Origin of the sequence: Microbacterium phyllosphaerae (genome assembly GCF_050628115.1) — a bacterium.
In the GTDB taxonomy this organism is placed as follows: domain Bacteria; phylum Actinomycetota; class Actinomycetes; order Actinomycetales; family Microbacteriaceae; genus Microbacterium; species Microbacterium phyllosphaerae_A.
The window spans coordinates 3,171,732-3,188,185 of record NZ_CP192502.1 but is presented as its reverse complement, the minus strand read 5'-3'; the positions used below and the strand labels follow the sequence as shown (position 1 = coordinate 3,188,185).

Annotated in this window: 16 protein-coding genes and 1 tRNA gene; 11 read left to right on the top strand and 6 right to left on the bottom strand. The window is 67.0% G+C overall.

Translation table 11 applies throughout. The features are described 5' to 3' along the window. The first annotated feature begins 57 nt into the window (after positions 1 to 57). The gene (gene ettA / locus ACQ4LY_RS15275; protein WP_431072829.1) at positions 58 to 1,737 is read left to right on the top strand and encodes an energy-dependent translational throttle protein EttA; all 1,680 of its coding nucleotides are present in this window, start codon (positions 58 to 60) and stop codon (positions 1,735 to 1,737) included. A 7-nt stretch (positions 1,738 to 1,744) separates the two neighbouring features. Then, positions 1,745 to 2,233, top strand: a complete 489-nt coding sequence (locus ACQ4LY_RS15270) for an acyl-CoA thioesterase (RefSeq protein ID WP_431072827.1) — start codon at positions 1,745 to 1,747, stop codon at positions 2,231 to 2,233. A gap of 114 nt (positions 2,234 to 2,347) precedes the next feature. Here the strand turns inward: ACQ4LY_RS15270 and ACQ4LY_RS15265 are convergent, their stop codons facing one another. Then, complete coding sequence (locus tag ACQ4LY_RS15265; RefSeq protein WP_431072825.1) at positions 2,348 to 3,235, bottom strand: acyl-CoA thioesterase; 888 nt, start codon at positions 3,233 to 3,235, stop codon at positions 2,348 to 2,350. Between the two features lie 51 nt (positions 3,236 to 3,286). Here ACQ4LY_RS15265 and ACQ4LY_RS15260 point away from each other — a divergent pair, with 51 nt between their 5' ends. Beyond that, on the top strand, positions 3,287 to 3,952 hold the full coding sequence (locus ACQ4LY_RS15260; RefSeq protein WP_431072823.1) for a hypothetical protein: 666 nt from the start codon (positions 3,287 to 3,289) through the stop codon (positions 3,950 to 3,952). A gap of 31 nt (positions 3,953 to 3,983) precedes the next feature. Here ACQ4LY_RS15260 and ACQ4LY_RS15255 read toward each other — a convergent pair whose 3' ends face one another. From ACQ4LY_RS15255 to pepN, 4 genes are all read right to left on the bottom strand, one after another. Beyond that, positions 3,984 to 5,642, bottom strand: coding sequence for an FAD-binding dehydrogenase (locus ACQ4LY_RS15255; RefSeq protein WP_431072821.1), 1,659 nt, complete (start codon positions 5,640 to 5,642; stop codon positions 3,984 to 3,986). Continuing rightward, a complete protein-coding gene (locus ACQ4LY_RS15250) occupies positions 5,639 to 6,088 on the bottom strand; it encodes a globin (RefSeq protein WP_431072819.1) in 450 nt (149 codons plus the stop codon). The genes ACQ4LY_RS15255 and ACQ4LY_RS15250 overlap by 4 nt, the downstream gene beginning before the upstream one ends. Then, positions 6,085 to 7,158, bottom strand: coding sequence for a mechanosensitive ion channel family protein (locus ACQ4LY_RS15245; RefSeq protein WP_431072817.1), 1,074 nt, complete (start codon positions 7,156 to 7,158; stop codon positions 6,085 to 6,087). The genes ACQ4LY_RS15250 and ACQ4LY_RS15245 overlap by 4 nt, the downstream gene beginning before the upstream one ends. 73 nt (positions 7,159 to 7,231) lie before the next feature. Beyond that, positions 7,232 to 9,784 carry an aminopeptidase N gene (gene pepN / locus ACQ4LY_RS15240; protein WP_431072815.1) on the bottom strand — a complete coding sequence of 851 codons (2,553 nt, stop codon included), beginning with the start codon at positions 9,782 to 9,784 and terminating at the stop codon, positions 7,232 to 7,234. 124 nt (positions 9,785 to 9,908) lie between these two features. Between pepN and ACQ4LY_RS15235 the strand changes: the two genes are divergently transcribed. From ACQ4LY_RS15235 to ACQ4LY_RS15215, 5 genes are read left to right on the top strand one after another with little or no spacing between them, the layout of a single operon-like run. Then, the gene (locus ACQ4LY_RS15235) at positions 9,909 to 11,093 is read left to right on the top strand and encodes a ferrochelatase (RefSeq protein ID WP_431072813.1); all 1,185 of its coding nucleotides are present in this window, start codon (positions 9,909 to 9,911) and stop codon (positions 11,091 to 11,093) included. Positions 11,094 to 11,130: 37 nt separating this feature from the next. Then, positions 11,131 to 11,616 (top strand): ribose-5-phosphate isomerase, encoded by a 486-nt coding sequence (locus tag ACQ4LY_RS15230; protein WP_056509813.1) that lies wholly within the window; start codon positions 11,131 to 11,133, stop codon positions 11,614 to 11,616. A 1-nt stretch (position 11,617) separates the two neighbouring features. Continuing rightward, positions 11,618 to 12,616, top strand: a complete 999-nt coding sequence (locus tag ACQ4LY_RS15225; protein WP_431072811.1) for an Fpg/Nei family DNA glycosylase — start codon at positions 11,618 to 11,620, stop codon at positions 12,614 to 12,616. 23 nt (positions 12,617 to 12,639) lie between these two features. Beyond that, the gene (locus tag ACQ4LY_RS15220; protein WP_431072809.1) at positions 12,640 to 13,281 is read left to right on the top strand and encodes an FMN-binding negative transcriptional regulator; all 642 of its coding nucleotides are present in this window, start codon (positions 12,640 to 12,642) and stop codon (positions 13,279 to 13,281) included. A gap of 29 nt (positions 13,282 to 13,310) precedes the next feature. Further along, a complete protein-coding gene (locus ACQ4LY_RS15215) occupies positions 13,311 to 14,774 on the top strand; it encodes an amidohydrolase family protein (protein ID WP_431075701.1) in 1,464 nt (487 codons plus the stop codon). Positions 14,775 to 14,836: 62 nt separating this feature from the next. Here ACQ4LY_RS15215 and ACQ4LY_RS15210 read toward each other — a convergent pair whose 3' ends face one another. After that, on the bottom strand, positions 14,837 to 15,322 hold the full coding sequence (locus ACQ4LY_RS15210) for a Dps family protein (protein WP_056307824.1): 486 nt from the start codon (positions 15,320 to 15,322) through the stop codon (positions 14,837 to 14,839). 141 nt (positions 15,323 to 15,463) lie between these two features. On the opposite strand from ACQ4LY_RS15210, the gene ACQ4LY_RS15205 reads away from it, so the two are divergent. The 3 genes from ACQ4LY_RS15205 to ACQ4LY_RS15195 all read left to right on the top strand — a co-directional run bounded on the left by ACQ4LY_RS15205 (position 15,464) and on the right by ACQ4LY_RS15195 (position 16,450). Continuing rightward, on the top strand, positions 15,464 to 16,000 hold the full coding sequence (locus ACQ4LY_RS15205; RefSeq protein ID WP_431072807.1) for a gamma carbonic anhydrase family protein: 537 nt from the start codon (positions 15,464 to 15,466) through the stop codon (positions 15,998 to 16,000). A 30-nt stretch (positions 16,001 to 16,030) separates the two neighbouring features. Continuing rightward, positions 16,031 to 16,104: transfer RNA gene (locus ACQ4LY_RS15200), tRNA-Ile, on the top strand. Positions 16,105 to 16,246: 142 nt separating this feature from the next. After that, a complete protein-coding gene (locus ACQ4LY_RS15195; RefSeq protein ID WP_431072805.1) occupies positions 16,247 to 16,450 on the top strand; it encodes a DUF6458 family protein in 204 nt (67 codons plus the stop codon). Positions 16,451 to 16,454 lie beyond the last annotated feature (4 nt).

Here is a 16,454-nt window from a genome sequence, read left to right as displayed (position 1 = left end):
GCAGAGGCCGGTAGGCTGGAGTGTCGATCTTCGACGCCAACAGAAGGAGCTTTTTCGGTGGCTGAGTACATCTACTCGATGGTTCGTGCGCGCAAGGCGGTGGGTGACAAACTCATCCTCGACGACGTCACTATGGCTTTCCTCCCCGGTGCCAAGATCGGCATGGTGGGCCCGAACGGCGCCGGTAAGTCGACGATCCTCAAGATCATGGCGGGCATGGACACGCCGTCGAACGGCGAGGCGAAGCTCTCCCCGGGATTCTCGGTCGGAATCCTCATGCAGGAGCCGGAGCTCGATGAGACCAAGACCGTTCTGGAGAACATCCAAGACGGCATCGCCATCAAGGCGAAGGTCGATCGGTTCAACGAGATCTCGATGCTGATGGCCGACCCGGATGCCGATTTCGACTCGCTGCTCGCCGAGATGGGCACCCTGCAGGAAGAGATCGACGCCGCAGACGGCTGGGACCTCGACTCTCAGTTGGAGCAGGCCATGGATGCACTGCGCACCCCGCCGGGAGACGCCGCGATCGCGCCGCTCTCCGGTGGAGAGAAGCGTCGTGTCGCGCTGGCGAAGCTCCTCCTCCAGAAGCCCGATCTGCTTCTGCTCGACGAGCCGACCAACCACCTCGACGCCGAGAGCGTGCTCTGGCTCGAGCAGCACCTGCAGGCCTACAAGGGCGCCGTCATCGCGATCACCCACGACCGATACTTCCTCGACCATGTCGCCGAGTGGATCGCCGAGGTCGACCGTGGCCGCCTGATCGGCTACGAGGGCAACTACTCGACCTACCTGGAGAAGAAGGGCGAACGCCTCGAGATCCAGGGCAAGAAGGATGCCAAGCTCGCCAAGCGCCTCAAGGAGGAGCTGGAGTGGGTCCGGTCCAGCGCGAAGGGTCGGCAGACCAAGTCCAAGGCTCGTCTCGCCCGCTACGAGGAGATGGCGACGGAGGCCGAGCGGACCAGGAAGCTCGACTTCGAGGAGATCCAGATCCCCGCGGGTCCGCGCCTGGGAAGCATCGTGATCGACGCCAAGAAGCTGCAGAAGGGCTTCGACGGACGCTCGCTGATCGACAATCTCAGCTTCAGTCTGCCGCCGAACGGCATCGTCGGCGTCATCGGCCCGAACGGTGTCGGAAAGACGACGCTGTTCAAGACGATCGTCGGCCTCGAACCGCTCGACGGCGGTGACCTCAAGATCGGCGAGACCGTCAAGATCAGCTACGTCGATCAGTCGCGCTCGAACATCGACCCCGACAAGACGCTGTGGGAGGTCGTCTCCGACGGCCTCGACTTCATCACCGTCGGCAAGACAGAGATCCCGTCGCGGGCGTACGTGTCGAAGTTCGGCTTCAAGGGTCCGGATCAGCAGAAGAAGGCGGGTGTGCTCTCCGGTGGTGAGCGCAACCGTCTGAACCTCGCCCTCACGCTCAAGGAGGGCGGCAACCTCCTCCTCCTCGACGAGCCCACCAACGACCTCGATGTCGAGACCCTGAGCTCGCTCGAGAACGCGCTCCTCGAGTTCCCCGGCTGCGCGGTGGTCATCACTCACGACCGGTGGTTCCTCGACCGCATCGCGACGCACATCCTCGCGTACGAGGGCACCGACGAGAAGCCCGATCAGTGGTACTGGTTCGAGGGTAACTTCGATGCGTACGAGGAGAACAAGATCCAGCGCCTCGGCGCTGACGCCGCCAAGCCGCACCGTTCGACGCACCGCAAGCTCACGCGCGACTGAGCCGACGATGTCCGACCTGACACCGGGGCCCCGCCTGCACATCCCGATCCACCTCCGCTGGGGCGATCTGGATGCGTTCAACCACGTCAACAACACCTCGATGCTCAAGCTGCTCGAGGAAGCGCGCGTGCGCGCGTTCTGGCGTGCGGGCCCCGGTGAGCAGGCGCCGTCGACCGCTGTCCTCGACTCGGGACTCGACGAGGGCATCCTCACGCTCATCGCGCGTCAGGAGATCGAGTACCTCGCCCCGGTGCCGTATCAGCGCCGTCCGCTCGAAGTGCAGATGTGGTTCGGCAAGCTCGGTGGCTCGAGCGTCGAGGTCTGCTACGAGGTGCACAACGACCCCGAGGCCGTGCCTCGCACGATCTACGCACGATCCACGGCGATCATCGTGCTCGTCGATGCCGCGACAGGGCGACCGACGCGTCTCACGCAGGAGATGCGCGATGCGTGGGCGCCGTTCGTCGGTCCCTCGATCGAATACGCGCACCGCTGAGCGAAACGGTCGACCCCGACCGGTAACCCTTGTTCGGCCGCCCTGCGTCGGCGTCCAGCAGGGAATCGAGCCTGCGACCGGATCGAGCGCACGACGTGAGCTCGATGTGCGACGTCAGTCCTGCGACGGAATCCGGACCATGATCTCCTGCGCGACCGAGGCGACCAGGTCGCCGGCCTGCGTGTAGATTCGCCCCTGTGCGAGGCCGCGTCCTCCCCGGGCATTGGGCGACTCCTGCACGTACAGGAGCCACTCGTCCACCCGAGCCGGACGATGCCACCACATCGCGTGGTCGAGGCTCGCGACCTTGAGCCCGGGAAGCGCCCAGTACACGCCATGCGCGCGCAGAATGGACTCTTGAATTGTCATATCGCTCAGGTATGCCAGAGCCGCACGATGAATGCGCTGATCGTCGGGCAGGGGAGCGCGCAGCCGCATCCACACGGCCTGCTGAGGGACTCTCGCGTCATCGCTCGGCAGGAACAGCGGCGAGTCGATGTGTCGGACGTCGGCGGCTCGGTCGCTCAGCATGCGGGCGGTCCCCGGCGGCAGTCCCTCGACACGCTGCTCGTCCGGCAGCAGGGAATCCGGCGACGGTACGCCGTCAGGCATGGCCGCGGCATGCTCGACGCCGGGATCGTCGTCCTGGAACGACGCGATCATCGAGAAGATCGGGACGCCGTTCTGGTATGCCTGCGAGCGACGGGTCGAGAACGAACGACCGTCGTGGATACGGTCGACAGCGATCGTTATGCCCTGACTCGCATCGCCGGGGCGCAGGAAGTAGCCGTGCATCGAATGGACCGCTCGATCTTCGGGAAGAGTCCTCTCGGCGGCGAGCAGGCTCTGTGCGAGCACCTGTCCACCATAGATACGGCCCGACGGCATCGCGTGCGACGAACCTGTGAAGATGTCCTCGGTCGTGCGCGCCTGTGTGGAGTCGAGATCCAGCACCTCCAGGAGCTGTTCGACAGTGCGGATCGCGTGTGCGTCGGCGGTCATGACTTCCTTCCCGCGCCTGCGGATGCCGCTGGCGTTGCTAGTTTAGAGGGTGTGCCGCACCAGCTTCTTCTCGCCGATTCCGCGACGTCGAAAGACGTCCTGACCTTCCTCGGACGAGCGACGCGCATCTCCGACGAGGGCGTCCGACTCCAGGCGGCCAACGGGGTTCTCGCGCTGACCGGAGCCGCTCTCGCGCCCCACGGGCTGTTCGATCAGACTCCGACCGTGCTGGCGATGCGCATCGTCCAGGTCGACCCAGAGCTCGAGTGCGACGTCGTTGTGGCATCGCTCAGCCCGACCGACGATGACCGCGTGCTCACCTTTCCCGAGACGGGACTCTCGCCCGCGTGGGCAGGGGTCGCCCCGCCGCGTGGTCAGTGGCAGGCGACGTCGACCCTCGCGGCATCCGTGATCGCCCAGCGGGCGCAATGGGGCATCAGCGCCGTTGCGCGAGGAGCGGCGCCGGGGTCGGGAGAAGAAGCGGTCCGTGCGCTGCGCGCAGCGATCTGGGGTGAGCCCGATGACGATCTCGGAGGTCTGCCGCGGGGCGTGGCGTTCGCCGCGGACGCCTTCGGCTTCATCTCGGGTGAAGAGGATGTGCCCGTCATGACGTCAGGGCGATGGACCCGTCTCGCCTTCCGTCGCGGTCATATCCTCGCCCGCGGTCCCGTCGCCTCCGGTCTCACAGCCGTGCGCGGCACCGGCGCGGCGGAATAGCACAGACCGACGCGGCGATCCGTGGATCGGATCAGCGCGCCGCAGCGCGGCCGGCCTGCCGCCCCGAGAACAGGCAACCGCCCAGAAAGGTGCCCTCGAGAGCGCGATACCCGTGGAGACCGCCACCGCCGAAGCCGCTCGCCTCACCGGCGGCGAACAGCCCGGGGATGGGCTCACCGTCAGCGCCGAGCGCACGCCCGTCGAGATCGGTGTTGATCCCGCCGAGCGACTTCCTCGTGAGGACGTGCAGCTTGACGGCGACGAGAGGGCCCGCGGCTGGATCCTGCAGTCGGTGCGGCGCAGCGGTGCGGATCAGCTTGTCGCCCCGGTATCCCCGCATCGAGCGCAGCATCCCGATCTGCGCGTCCTTGGTGAACTCGTTGTCCATCTCCCTGTCACGGGCCACGACCTCACGACGGACGTGATCGATGTCGAGCGACTCTCCGCCGGGGTGGCGGCGCATCTGCTCGAGCAGGGACTCGAGGTCGTTCTCGACGATGAAGTCCTCGCCCTCGTCGAGGAAGGCCTGCACCGGCCCCGTCGGCCCCTTGGCGAGTCGCGACTTGAGCAGCAGCCCGACGTCCTTGCCCGTCAGGTCGGGATTCTGCTCACTGCCCGACAGCGCGAACTCCTTCTCGATGATCTGGCGGGACGTCACGAACCATGAGTGGTCGTGCCCGGTCGTGCGCAGGTGGGCCAGGGTGCCCAGCGTATCGAACCCGGGGAACAGCGGCACAGGCAGTCGCTTTCCCGTCGCATCGAGCCAGAGAGAGGACGGCCCGGGGAGGATCCGGATGCCGTGCGACGGCCACACCGGGTCCCAGTTCTTGATGCCCTCGACGTAGTGCCACATGCGGTCGCCGTTGATCAGACGGGCTCCAGCGGCCTCGGAGACGGCATGCATCGAGCCGTCGACGTACGCGGGGACGCCCGTCAGCATCTGCTCGGGCGGCACGCCCAGACTCGCCGGCCAGGCCGCACGGACGAGGTCGTGGTTGCCTCCGATACCGCCGGACGAGACGATCGTCGCACCCGCGCTGATCTCGAACTCGCCGACGACAGCGCGCGAGGTGTCGACCCCCCGAGCGGCCGGGGTGGATTCGAGGATCGTGCCACGCGCTCCGGTGACCGCCCCATCCGTCGTGACGAGTTCCGTCACCCGGTGGCGGGGGAGGATCGTGACCCGGCCCTCGCGCTCACCCTGCTCGAGGGCAGCGGCGAAGGGGGCGACGACCCCTGGGCCCGTGCCCCAGGTGATGTGGAAGCGCGGTACGGAGTTGCCGGGCCCGAGAGCGCCGTATCCGCCGCGCTCCGCCCAGCCGACGACAGGGAAGAAGCTGACGCCCCGTTCTCGCAACCACGCACGCTTCTCGCCCGCCGCGAACTGCAGATAGGCCTCGGCCCAGCGTCGCGGCCAGTCGTCTTCAGGGCGGTCGAAGGCCGCGGTGCCGAACCAGTCCTGCGTGGCGAGAGCGAGCGAGTCGCGGATGCCCATGCGGCGCTGCTCGGGTGAGTCGATGAAGAACAAGCCGCCGAACGACCACCATGCCTGTCCGCCGAGGTTCGTGCGCGGCTCCTGATCGATCAGGATCACGCGACGGCCGGCATCCAGCGCCTCACCGGCGGCGACGAGCCCGGCGAGCCCCCATCCGATGACCAGGACGTCTGCAGACAGGGGCGTGTTCGTCATGTGCTCTCCGTTGATTCCTGACGTGATCGCGTCTCGAGCGTGGGGCGCCCGGCTGCGGAGGTGCCGATGCCTGACGGCTCGAATGTGTTCACCATGGCATACGCGGCGCGCTCGAGATAGTCCCAGAGCGTGGATTCGTGGAGCGGCGACAACTGTGCTTCGTCCACCGCCGTCCGCATGTGACGAAGCCACCGATCGCGGGCGTCGGGATCGATATGGAAGGGCATGTGACGCATCCGCAGACGAGGATGGCCGCGCGTCTCGCCGTACGTCGTCGGGCCGCCCCAGTACTGCTCGAGGAACATGAGCAGGCGCTCTTCGGCGGGACCGAGGTCCTCCTCGGGATACATCGGCTTCAGGACCGGATCCAGCGCCACCTCGCGGTAGAACACCGACACGATCCTCGCGAAGGTCTCGCGACCGCCGACCTCGTCGAAGAAGGTCACTTCTGGGAACTCCCGTCGTCATTCGTCTTCTTGCGTCGCCAGATCCCGCGGTCCGGGATGACGGGTACGCCCGTGACAGCGTTCGGACGCGTCTTGGGCGGATTGGCGCCGCGCACCCGACGAGCGCCGTCGAGCCCGGTGGGGATCACGGTGGTCATGCGCGGGAACGAGATCTCGTTCTCGAGGAGGGCGGCGCGCAGACGCTTGCGCAGCTCCTGCGCGACGTCATCCTTCGCGTTGGCTCGGGCCTTGATGACCAGTCGGACGACGAGAGCGTCGCCGTCGATCGACTCGAGGCCCCACAGCTCCGGCTTCTCGATGATGCGCGTGCGCCACTTCGGGTCCTTCGAGAGGGTCAGCGCGGTGTCGAGCATGATCTTCTCGACGTTCTCGAGGTCCGAATCCACCGGGACGCCGAGATCGATGATCGCGCGAGCCCAGCCCTGCGACATGTTGCCGATGCGGGTGACCTCGCCGTTGCGCACATACCAGAGCGTGCCGTTGACGTCTCGGACCTGGGTGATGCGCACACTGACGTACTCGACCACACCGGACGCGAGGCCGAGGTCGACGACATCGCCGATTCCGATCTGATCCTCCGCGACGATGAACATGCCGTTCAACACGTCCTTGACGATGTTCTGCGCACCGAAACCGAGGCCGGCACCGACGGCTGCCGTCAGCAGAGTGAGAGAGCCGAGGAGAGTGTTGTCGAGAACATTGACGATCAGCACCACGGCGATCACGACGAGCATCACGTTCACGATGTTCTGCAGGATCGTCCCGAGAGTTCGTGTGCGCTGCACCAGTCGCATGTCTGCCAGAGGTGACCGTTCGAGAGCCTGGGTGTCATCGACGGCGGCCTTGTTCTTGGCGCTGTCGACGATGCGATGCACCACTCGGCGGATGACCACACGCAGCACGAGCGCGATGAGCACGCACGCGGCGACGATGAGAGCGACCTGGAGTGCTTTTCCACCGACGACACCGAGCACGGTCAATGTATCGGCCCACCATTTGGGGAGCTCTGCGGGTACGGTGTCGGGGTTGACGTCGAGTGGCTGCATCATCCCCTCCAGAGTAGCGATCAGGCCTCTGCGCGGGCTGGACGCACCGCGCAGAGGCCTGATCGGCAGACGGGTCTCAGTCCTCGGCGTCGCGAGACTGCGCCGCGAGTGCGCGCTCGACGTCAGCCAGGTTCTCGAGCACGAGGCGACGCAGCGCGGGAGCGGCGTCCTGGTGAGCGGAGAGCCACGCCCGCGTGGAGTCGCGGAGCTCGACGTCGGCGATCGCGGTCGGGAACAGGCCGACGATCAGGTACTGGGCGATCTGGTACGTGCGCGACTCCCAGATCGGGATCAGCATGTCGAAGTACGCCGGGACGAACGCGCGAAGCGACTCGGCCCCGGCGGGGTGCACGAACCCGAGGGCTGCGGAGCGAACGATCGTGTTCGGAGCGTCATCGCGCTCGATCAGAGAAGCCCAGGCGGCCTTCTTCGATGCGGCGTCCGGAAGCGCGGCGCGGGCCTGAGCGGCGAACTCGCCGCCCTTCGCGGTGTTGTCGGACGAGAGCGCAGCGTCGATGGATGCGGCATCGGTGGCGCCGATGGTGGCTAGGCCGACGAGGAGCTGCCAGTTGAGGTCGGCGTCGATCTCGAGCCCGGGGAGAGTCTCTTCACCCGACCGCAGTCGACCGATGATGCCGGCGTGATCCGGCGTGACCAGCGCGTTCGCGAAGGCTGTGACGAACTGCAGCTGGCTGTCGCTGCCGGACTCGGCGGCCTCGGCGAGCGCCCAGAGGCCGTCAGCCACCTTCTGACGCGCCGCGAGACGCGTCTCGGGCGTGACGTACAGAGTCGCCGCCGTGCGGAGCTGCGCGAGCGTCGTGCGCACCGTGGTCGACTCGGTCTCTCGACCGATGTTGCCAAGCACGAGATCGATGTAGTCGGTCGCGGCGGTCTCGGCATCGCGCGTCTGGTCCCAGGCTGCACCCCAGACGAGAGAACGGGCGAGAGGATCGCTGATGTCCGCGAGATGGGCGATCGCCGTGGCGAGCGAGCGCTCGTCGAGGCGGATCTTCGCGTAGGCGAGGTCGTTGTCGTTGAGCAGCACGAGGTCGGGGCGCGCAATGCCGTGCAGCTCCGGTACCTCGGTGCGGTCGCCGTCGACGTCGACCTCGGCGTAGTGGCTGCGCACCAGCGCGCCGTCGGTGAGGTTGTAGAAGCCGATGCCCAAGCGGTGCGGACGGATCGTCGGGTAGTCGGCCGGTGCCGTCTGCGTGACGGCGAATCGCGAGATCGTGCCGTCGGAATCCTCGGCGATGACCGGCTCCAGCGTGTTGACGCCGGCGGTCTCGAGCCACTTCTTCGACCAGGTGCTGAGGTCGCGGCCGCTGGTCGCCTCGAGCTCGACGAGCAGGTCGCTCAGCTCGGTGTTGCCCCAGGAGTGCTTCTTGAAGTACTGCGAGACGCCGGCGAAGAACTCCTCGATGCCCACCCACGCGGCGAGCTGCTTGAGGACCGAGCCGCCCTTCGCATAAGTGATGCCGTCGAAGTTGACCTGCACGTCCTCGAGGTCGTTGATCACCGCGGTGATCGGGTGCGTCGACGGCAGCTGGTCCTGGCGGTACGCCCAGGTCTTCTCCATCGCATTGAACGTCGTCCACGCCTCGGTCCACTCGGTGGCCTCGGCTGTGGCGATCGTGGACGCCCACTCGGCGAACGACTCGTTCAGCCAGAGGTCGTTCCACCACTTCATGGTGACCAGGTCACCGAACCACATGTGCGCGAGCTCGTGGAGGATCGTGACGACACGACGCTCCTTGACGGCGTCGGTCACCTTGCTGCGGAACACGTACGTCTCGGTGAACGTCACGGCGCCCGCGTTCTCCATGGCGCCCGCGTTGAACTCGGGGACGAAGAGCTGGTCGTACTTGGCGAACGGGTAGGGAACGTCGAACTTAGACTCGTAGTAGGCGAAGCCCTCGCGCGTCTTGTCGAAGATGTAGTCGGCATCGAGGTGCTGCCACAGGCTCTTGCGGCCGTAGACGCCGAGGGGGATCACCCGGCCGGACGCACTGGTGAGCTCCGAGAACGTGGACTCGTAGGGACCGGCGACGAGGGCGGTGATGTACGAGGAGATCCGGGGAGTGGGCTCGAAGCCCCACGTGGCGACGGTGTCGTCGTCGTGCACGATCGGCTCGGGCGTGGGTGAGTTCGAGACGACCTTCCAGGATGCCGGTGCGGTCACGGTGAACTGGAACGTGGCCTTGAGGTCGGGCTGCTCGAACACCGCGAAGACGCGACGGGAGTCGGGAACCTCGAACTGCGAGTAGAGGTAGACCTCGTCGTCGACCGGGTCGACGAACCGGTGCAGGCCTTCGCCGGTGTTCGTGTACTCGCAGTCGGCGTCGACGACGAGGACGTTCTCGGCCTGCAGGCCGGAGAGGGCGATGCGCGAGTCGGCGAAGACCTCGTCGGGATCGAGCTGCTCGCCGTTCAGCGAGATCTCGCGGACCTCGCGGGCGATCAGATCGATGAAGGTGAAGCTCTCCGGCGTCGCGGTGAAGCGCACGACGCTGCGGGAGCCGAAGACCTCGGCACCCTTCGTCAGGTCGAGCGAGACCTCGTACGACTGGGTGTCGACGACGTCGCGGCGCTCCTGCGCTTCGATGCGGGTGAGGTTCTCTCCAGGCACAGCGGTACTCCCAGGGGTGAGGGGATGCTGCCGCAACCCAGCGCAGTTGGCGCCCACGGCAACCATGACAGCCTACGCCAGCACGACGGCCTGTCTCACTCTCCGAAGGTGAAAGGATGGAGAGGTGACCGCGATCGAGCCGAACACCGTCCCCTTTGCCTCTGCTGCCGCCGCCTCCGGTGCCCCGTATATGACGACGCCCGTCGCCTATGACGGCATCCTTCTCGCCGGATTCGGAGGACCCGAGGGGCAGGACGACGTCATTCCCTTCCTCCGCAACGTGACGCGAGGGCGAGGGATCCCTGACGAGCGTCTCGAAGAGGTCGCCCACCACTACCGCCACTTCGGCGGAGTCAGCCCGATCAACGGGCAGAACCGCATCCTCAAAGAGGCTCTTGAGGGCGAACTCGCGCGACGCGGCATCGATCTCCCCGTCTACTGGGGCAATCGCAATTGGAGCCCGTATCTCGAGGAGGTCGTGACGGAAGCTGCGGCTGACGGCAAGACGACGCTCCTCGCATTCGCGACCAGCGCGTACAGCTCGTTCTCGAGCTGCCGTCAGTACCGGGAGGACTTCGCGCGCGTCCTCGAGGACACGAAGCTCGGTGAGACCGTGACGATCGACAAGATCCGTCCGTTCTACGACCACCCCGGATTCGTCGAGTCCTTCGAGACCGGCGTGCGGGAAGCGGTCGAGACGTTCCTCGGTGAGGGCATCGCCGCAGCGGACATCCAGATCCTCTTCTCCACCCACAGCATCCCGACCGCCGACGCCGAGCGCTCGGGCGCCCGCGACATCGAGTGGGGAGAGGGTGGCGCATACGCGGCTCAGCACCTCGCGGTCGCCGCCTGGGTCATGGATCGGGTGCGCGCGAGCATTCCTGCAGCCGCCGACGTCTCGTGGGAGCTCGTCTACCAGTCCCGCTCCGGCCCCGCTTCGCAGCCGTGGCTCGAGCCCGACGTATGCGACGTGATCGGTGAGCTGCCAGAGCGTGGCCGGAAGGCGGTCGCAGTGGTTCCCGTCGGATTCATGAGCGACCACATGGAGGTCCTCTGGGACCTCGACACCGAGGCCGCGGAGGCCGCGGAGGAGGCGGGTCTCGCGTTTACGCGAACGCCGACCCCGGGCGTCGCCCCGTCGTTCGTGTCGGGCATCGTCGATCTGATCGTCGAGCGTCTCGAGGGACGACCGAATGAGGAGCGCCCACATGTCACCGCGCTTCCCGGTGCCTTTGACGTGTGCCGCCCAGGATGCTGCGAGAACGTGCGTGCGGGGTTCAAGCCGGCCGCGGCCGGTGTCGCCCCGTGATCACCCGCTGACCCTCTGCGCTTCTAGGATGGATGCCATGCGCATCCATATCGCCACCGATCACGCCGGTCTCGACTTCTCCACGCAGCTGCAGGACCACCTGCGCGGCGCCGGTCACGAGGTCGTGGATCACGGGCCGGTGGAATACGACGCCGTCGACGACTACCCCGCCTTCTGCATCCGCGCGGCGCAGGCCGTGGTCGCCGATCAGGCGTCCGGGATCGACACGCTCGGCGTCGTCTTCGGAGGGTCCGGCAACGGCGAGCAGATCGCCGCGAACAAGGTCGAGGGCGTCCGAGCCGCTCTGGTGTGGAACACCTCGACGGCTGAACTCGCGCGCGAGCACAACGATGCCAACGTCATCTCGATCGGCGCGCGCCAGCACACGTTCGACGAGGTCACCTCCTTCATCGACACCTTCATCTCGACACCCTTCTCGCACGACGAGCGCCACGTCCGCCGTATCGGTCAGATCGCAGACTTCGAGCGCGACGGCTCTCTTCTCCCGGACCCGCGAGCCTGACATGCCCGAGGGACATTCCGTCCACCGCATCGCGCGCCAGTTCGAGCGGAACTTCGTCGGCAAGGCGATGAGAGCATCGAGCCCTCAGGGGCGGTTCGCCGAAGGCGCGGCCGTGCTCGACGGACGTGAGGCGCTCAGCGTTCAGGCTGTCGGAAAGCAGATGTTCCTCGAGGCGGAGGGCGACGTGTGGCTGCGGGTTCACCTCGGCCTCTACGGGGCATGGGACTTCGCCGGGGAGATCCTGGTCGACCCGACGATCGCGTCTGCGAACGGACGCATGGGGCAGACCAACCAGCGGGGCACCGTGGTCGACGAGGAGATACTCGATGACGCCGGGGAGAACTCGCTCGCATCGATCGGCGCACCACGGCGCACGCGAGTGCACGTGCGCATGTCCGAGCAGACGAAGGGTCTCGCCGACGAGGGACTGGAGTGGCCGCCTCCCGTCGTCGGCCAGGTGCGGCTGCGCCTGATGACCGACATCACGGCCGCCGACCTGCGCGGACCGACCGCATGCGTGCTTCAGACCCCGGAGGAGATGCTCGCCAGCGTCGCCAAGCTGGGCCCGGATCCGCTCGTGGGTGATCCGGCGCAGAACGAGGAACGCTTCGTGCAGGCAGTGCGCAAGAAGCAGACCGTGATCGCGCTTCTGCTCATGGACCAGGCGGTCGTGAGCGGCATCGGCAACGTGTACCGCGCGGAGATGCTCTTCCGTCAGCGGTTGAACCCTCACACGCCGGGGCGCGAAGTGCCGGAGGACGTCGTCCGCGCACTCTGGCACGACTGGGTGAACCTGCTCGCGATCGGCGTCGAGACCGGTCAGATGATGACCATGAACGATCTCTCACCCGATCAATATCGTGCGGCGATGGCGAGCCGTGACGACCGTCACTGGGTGTACCACCGGGCGGGTCTCCCGTGCCGTGTCTGTGGCACGGAGATCGCACTCGAGGAGATCGGTGCGCGCAAGCTGTACTGGTGTCCGCGCTGCCAGGCGTGATCCGTCGGCCATAGGCTGGGACGATGCGTCAGAACCCCAGCTTCACGCTCGCGGACGTCGCCGAGATCCGGCGAGTCATCGATGCGAACCCATGGACGACGATCGTGAGCAACGGTCCGGATGGACTCGTGTCATCGCACTACGTCGCTCTGCTCGACGATGATCGCGACGACCTGACGATCGTCGGACATGTCGGCCGCCCCGACGACCTGATCCACGGCATGGGGGAGCGGGAGCTCCTCGTCGTCTTCCAAGGACCGCACGGCTACATCTCGCCCGGCTGGTACGGCGATGTCCAAGCCGTGCCGACCTGGAACTACATCGCGGTGCACCTGGCCGGAGTCCCCGAGATCCTCAGCGACGAGGAGAACCTCGCAGTGCTCGATCGACTCGTCGACCGGTTCGAGGGGCGGATGTCTGAGCCACGAGGCATGTGGGAGCGCCCGAACGACCCGGCGTTCGTCTCGCGACTCGCGGCGGGGACGGTCGGTTTCCGGCTCACTCCGACCCGCGTGATCGCGAAGCGCAAGCTCAGCCAGAACAAGCCGGTCGAGACCGTCGAGACCGTCATCGCCGAGCTCGAGGGCGACGGCCCGTACGCACAGCCCCAACTGGCCGCCGAGATGAGGCGTGCCCAGCAGGCCCGCGCACGAGGAACCAGGTGACCAGCCTCGGTGCCCGCGTCGGGACGATCATGGGCGTACGGATCGCCGGTCCCGGTCGGGAATTCCTGGTCGACGACGAACCGGTCGACATCTTCATCGACGGCGGTCTCATCAGCGACATCGCTCCCACCGGCGCGCTCGCCCCGCAGGGAGAGGTGCTCGACGGGCGCGGCGCCTGGGCGGTGCCGGGCCTGTGGGACAACCACGTGCACACCGTGCAGTGGGCCCTCGCGACCGAGCGCGTGGCCCTGGGCGGAGCGGCGTCCGCGGCCGAGGCGGCGGCGATCATGTCCGCATCCGCCCCGTTGCCGGACGGCCGCAAGGTCGGGAGCGGATTCCGAGACGCCATGTGGCCGGACGCGCCGACGCTCGCGCTCCTCGACGACGCCACCGGATCGATACCCACGTACCTGATCAATGCCGACGTGCACAGCACGTGGCTCAACTCCGCCGCGCTGTCGCTCGAGGGCTTCACGAGCTCAGATGGGATGCTGCGCGAGCAGGATGCGTTCGAGATCTCCCGCAGGCTCAACGCCGTCGACCCCGATCGTGGCGACATCGCCGTGCGGGCGGCAGGGGAGCGGGCAGCATCCCGCGGCGTCACCGGCCTCGTCGACTTCGACATGGCGTGGAACGCCGATGCCTGGCCGCGGCGGGTGACGGCGGGCTTCACCTCTCATCGCGTCGAGTTCGCCATCTACCCGTTCGACCTGACCCGCGCCATCGCGGCAGGTCTGCGGACCGGGGAACTCCACCAGACGCCGGACGCGCCGGAGGCCGGACGCGGTCTGGTGCACGTCGGACCGCTGAAGATCATCAGCGACGGATCCCTGGGAACGCGGACCGCGGCATGCTCGCACTCCTACCCTGGCGATCCCGAGAACTTCGGAGTGCTCACGGTCCCGCCGGCAGAACTCACCGAGCTGCTCACCATCGCCACGGGCGCCGGTCTCTCGGTCGCCGTGCACGCGATCGGGGATCGTGCGGTCACCGGGGCTCTTGATGCGTTCACGGTGTCGGGCGCCGTGGGGACGATCGAACATGCACAGCTCGTGAGGCATGCGGATCTCGCCCGCTTCGGTCGCCTCGGCGTGATCGCCAGCGTCCAGCCGCAGCATGCGCTGGACGACCGCGACCTCGTCGGGAAGCACTGGGCGGGGCAGACGTCCATCGGGTATCCCCTCGGAGCCCTGCGTGATGCGGGCGTCGAGCTGAGGTTCGGCTCCGACGCCCCCGTCGCGCCGCTCGACCCGTGGCAGGCGATCGCCGCGGCCGTGACTCGCACCGACGATGACCGCGACCCGTGGCATCCGGAGGAGCGGCTGACCCGGGAGCAGGCTCTTCAGGCGAGTGTGCGCACGGCTCTGCGACCGGGAGAGGTCGCTGACATCGTGCTGTGCGGGTTCGACCCGCTGACCGCGTCGGGCAGCGACCTGCGGGGCATGCCGATCATCGCGACGATGGTCGCCGGTCGCGTCACGCACGGAGCCTGACATCGAGGGCGAATGAGAGAGGGCACCGGGAGAACCCGGTGCCCTCTCTCACGAGGTGCTGCTTACGCGGCGATGTGCGACACGAGGAACCAACGGTCCTTCTCGAGGCCGCGCATCACCTCGATGGCGACGTCCTGGCTGGTGAGGTCGACCTCGTCGAGACCGTCGATCGCGGCCTTCACGTCGACGAGGATCGCGTCGATGTCGGAGATGACGGCGCGAACGAGCTCGTCGGACTGCGTGAAGCCTGCGGGGACCGAGGTCGCGCTGCCCTTCGCGGCCACGGCGCTGATGCGTGCGTCGATCGGGAGGCCCAGGGCGACGATGCGCTCCGCTGCGGTGTCTGCGAAGTCACCGGCGTGGGCGACGATGGTGTCGAGCAGCTCGTGGACACCGACGAAGTTCGCACCGCGGACGTGCCAGTGCGCCTGCTTGCCGTTGACCGTGAGCGCCTGAAGTCCGAGGACGACGGGCGAAAGGAACTGTGCCGCTGCAGCTGCCACGGTCGGGTCGCTGGCGGTGGTGGAAACGGTCTGTACCTTGCTCATCTTCGGCTCCTCTGAAGTGCTCTTCTCGTACCTGATGAAGACAACGCTACTCACTTGAAAACATTCCGCAAGCAAGCGAAGGCTCGGCTTAGTGCCCCGGAATCACGCGGAAATCGGGAGAGGTGAGGGTAGTCTCGCCTCATGAGCATCGCTGCCGGAGCCTCCGTTCTCGCACTCCCCGGAAAGACTCCGTCGATCGACGGAGGCACGTTCGTCGCAGACGGCGCCCGCATCGTCGGCGACGTCTCGCTCGCTGCGGGAGCGAGCGTATGGTACAACGCGGTTCTCCGTGGCGATTCGGCCGGCATAGTCATCGGCGCTGGGAGCAACGTGCAGGACAACGTCTCGGTGCATGTCGACTCCGGCCACCCCGTCATCGTCGGCGCGAAAGTCTCGATCGGTCACAACGCCGTGGTCCACGGATGCAGGATCGGAGACGGCTCGCTCGTGGGCATGGGCGCCGTCATCCTCAGTGGAGCGGTGATCGGTGCGGGATGCCTCATCGCCGGCGGCGCTGTCGTGCTCGGGGGAACCGAGGTCCCCGACGGCTCGCTGGTGGCCGGGGTGCCTGCGAAGGTACGGCGGACGCTCAGCGACGATGAACGCGCAGGACTGATCGCCAATGCGGACATCTACCTGGGACACCTGGAGACGCACGCTGAAGCGACGCCGGTCTGACCCGAAGCCGACCGGTAGGCTTGTGCTCACGGGGCGGTGGCCAAGCTGGTTAAGGCAGTGGGCTCATAACCCAACGATCGCGGGTTCAAGTCCCGCCCGCCCTACTTTCCGCAGTCCTCGTAGCTCGTTCGCCGAAACGTGAACGAGCGTGCGCAAGCCCTCAGCAGTGGCGATCGTGCGTCAGGGGTGACGCTGGCGCCGTGCCCTCGCTATCCTCAGGATGTCCGCCACTCTTCAGGAGGAACCATGACAATCGGTACCGGAATCGCGCTCTTCGTGATCGGAGCGATCCTCGCGTTCGCCGTGCACGTGCAGATCCCATGGATCGATCTCAACATGGTCGGCTACATCCTGATGGCGGCGGGTGTACTCGGGATCATCATCGGCGTCATCATGCTGATCGTGCGTCGCGGACGGCGGGGCGGGTCTGTCGACGACCAGGTCCTCTGAGCCG

Bases quoted from the DNA above. Each gene is read 5' to 3' on its own strand.
- ACQ4LY_RS15270 (WP_431072827.1), top strand. From the start codon at position 1,745: ATGTCCGACCTGACACCGGGGCCCCGCCTGCACATCCCGATCCACCTC.
- ACQ4LY_RS15265 (WP_431072825.1), bottom strand. From the start codon at position 3,235: ATGACCGCCGACGCACACGCGATCCGCACTGTCGAACAGCTCCTGGAG.
- ACQ4LY_RS15255 (WP_431072821.1), bottom strand. From the start codon at position 5,642: ATGACGAACACGCCCCTGTCTGCAGACGTCCTGGTCATCGGATGGGGG.
- ACQ4LY_RS15245 (WP_431072817.1), bottom strand. From the start codon at position 7,158: ATGATGCAGCCACTCGACGTCAACCCCGACACCGTACCCGCAGAGCTC.
- ACQ4LY_RS15230 (WP_056509813.1), top strand. From the start codon at position 11,131: ATGCGCATCCATATCGCCACCGATCACGCCGGTCTCGACTTCTCCACG.
- ACQ4LY_RS15225 (WP_431072811.1), top strand. From the start codon at position 11,618: ATGCCCGAGGGACATTCCGTCCACCGCATCGCGCGCCAGTTCGAGCGG.
- ACQ4LY_RS15220 (WP_431072809.1), top strand. From the start codon at position 12,640: ATGCGTCAGAACCCCAGCTTCACGCTCGCGGACGTCGCCGAGATCCGG.
- ACQ4LY_RS15215 (WP_431075701.1), top strand. From the start codon at position 13,311: ATGGGCGTACGGATCGCCGGTCCCGGTCGGGAATTCCTGGTCGACGAC.
- ACQ4LY_RS15210 (WP_056307824.1), bottom strand. From the start codon at position 15,322: ATGAGCAAGGTACAGACCGTTTCCACCACCGCCAGCGACCCGACCGTG.
- ACQ4LY_RS15205 (WP_431072807.1), top strand. From the start codon at position 15,464: ATGAGCATCGCTGCCGGAGCCTCCGTTCTCGCACTCCCCGGAAAGACT.
- ACQ4LY_RS15195 (WP_431072805.1), top strand. From the start codon at position 16,247: ATGACAATCGGTACCGGAATCGCGCTCTTCGTGATCGGAGCGATCCTC.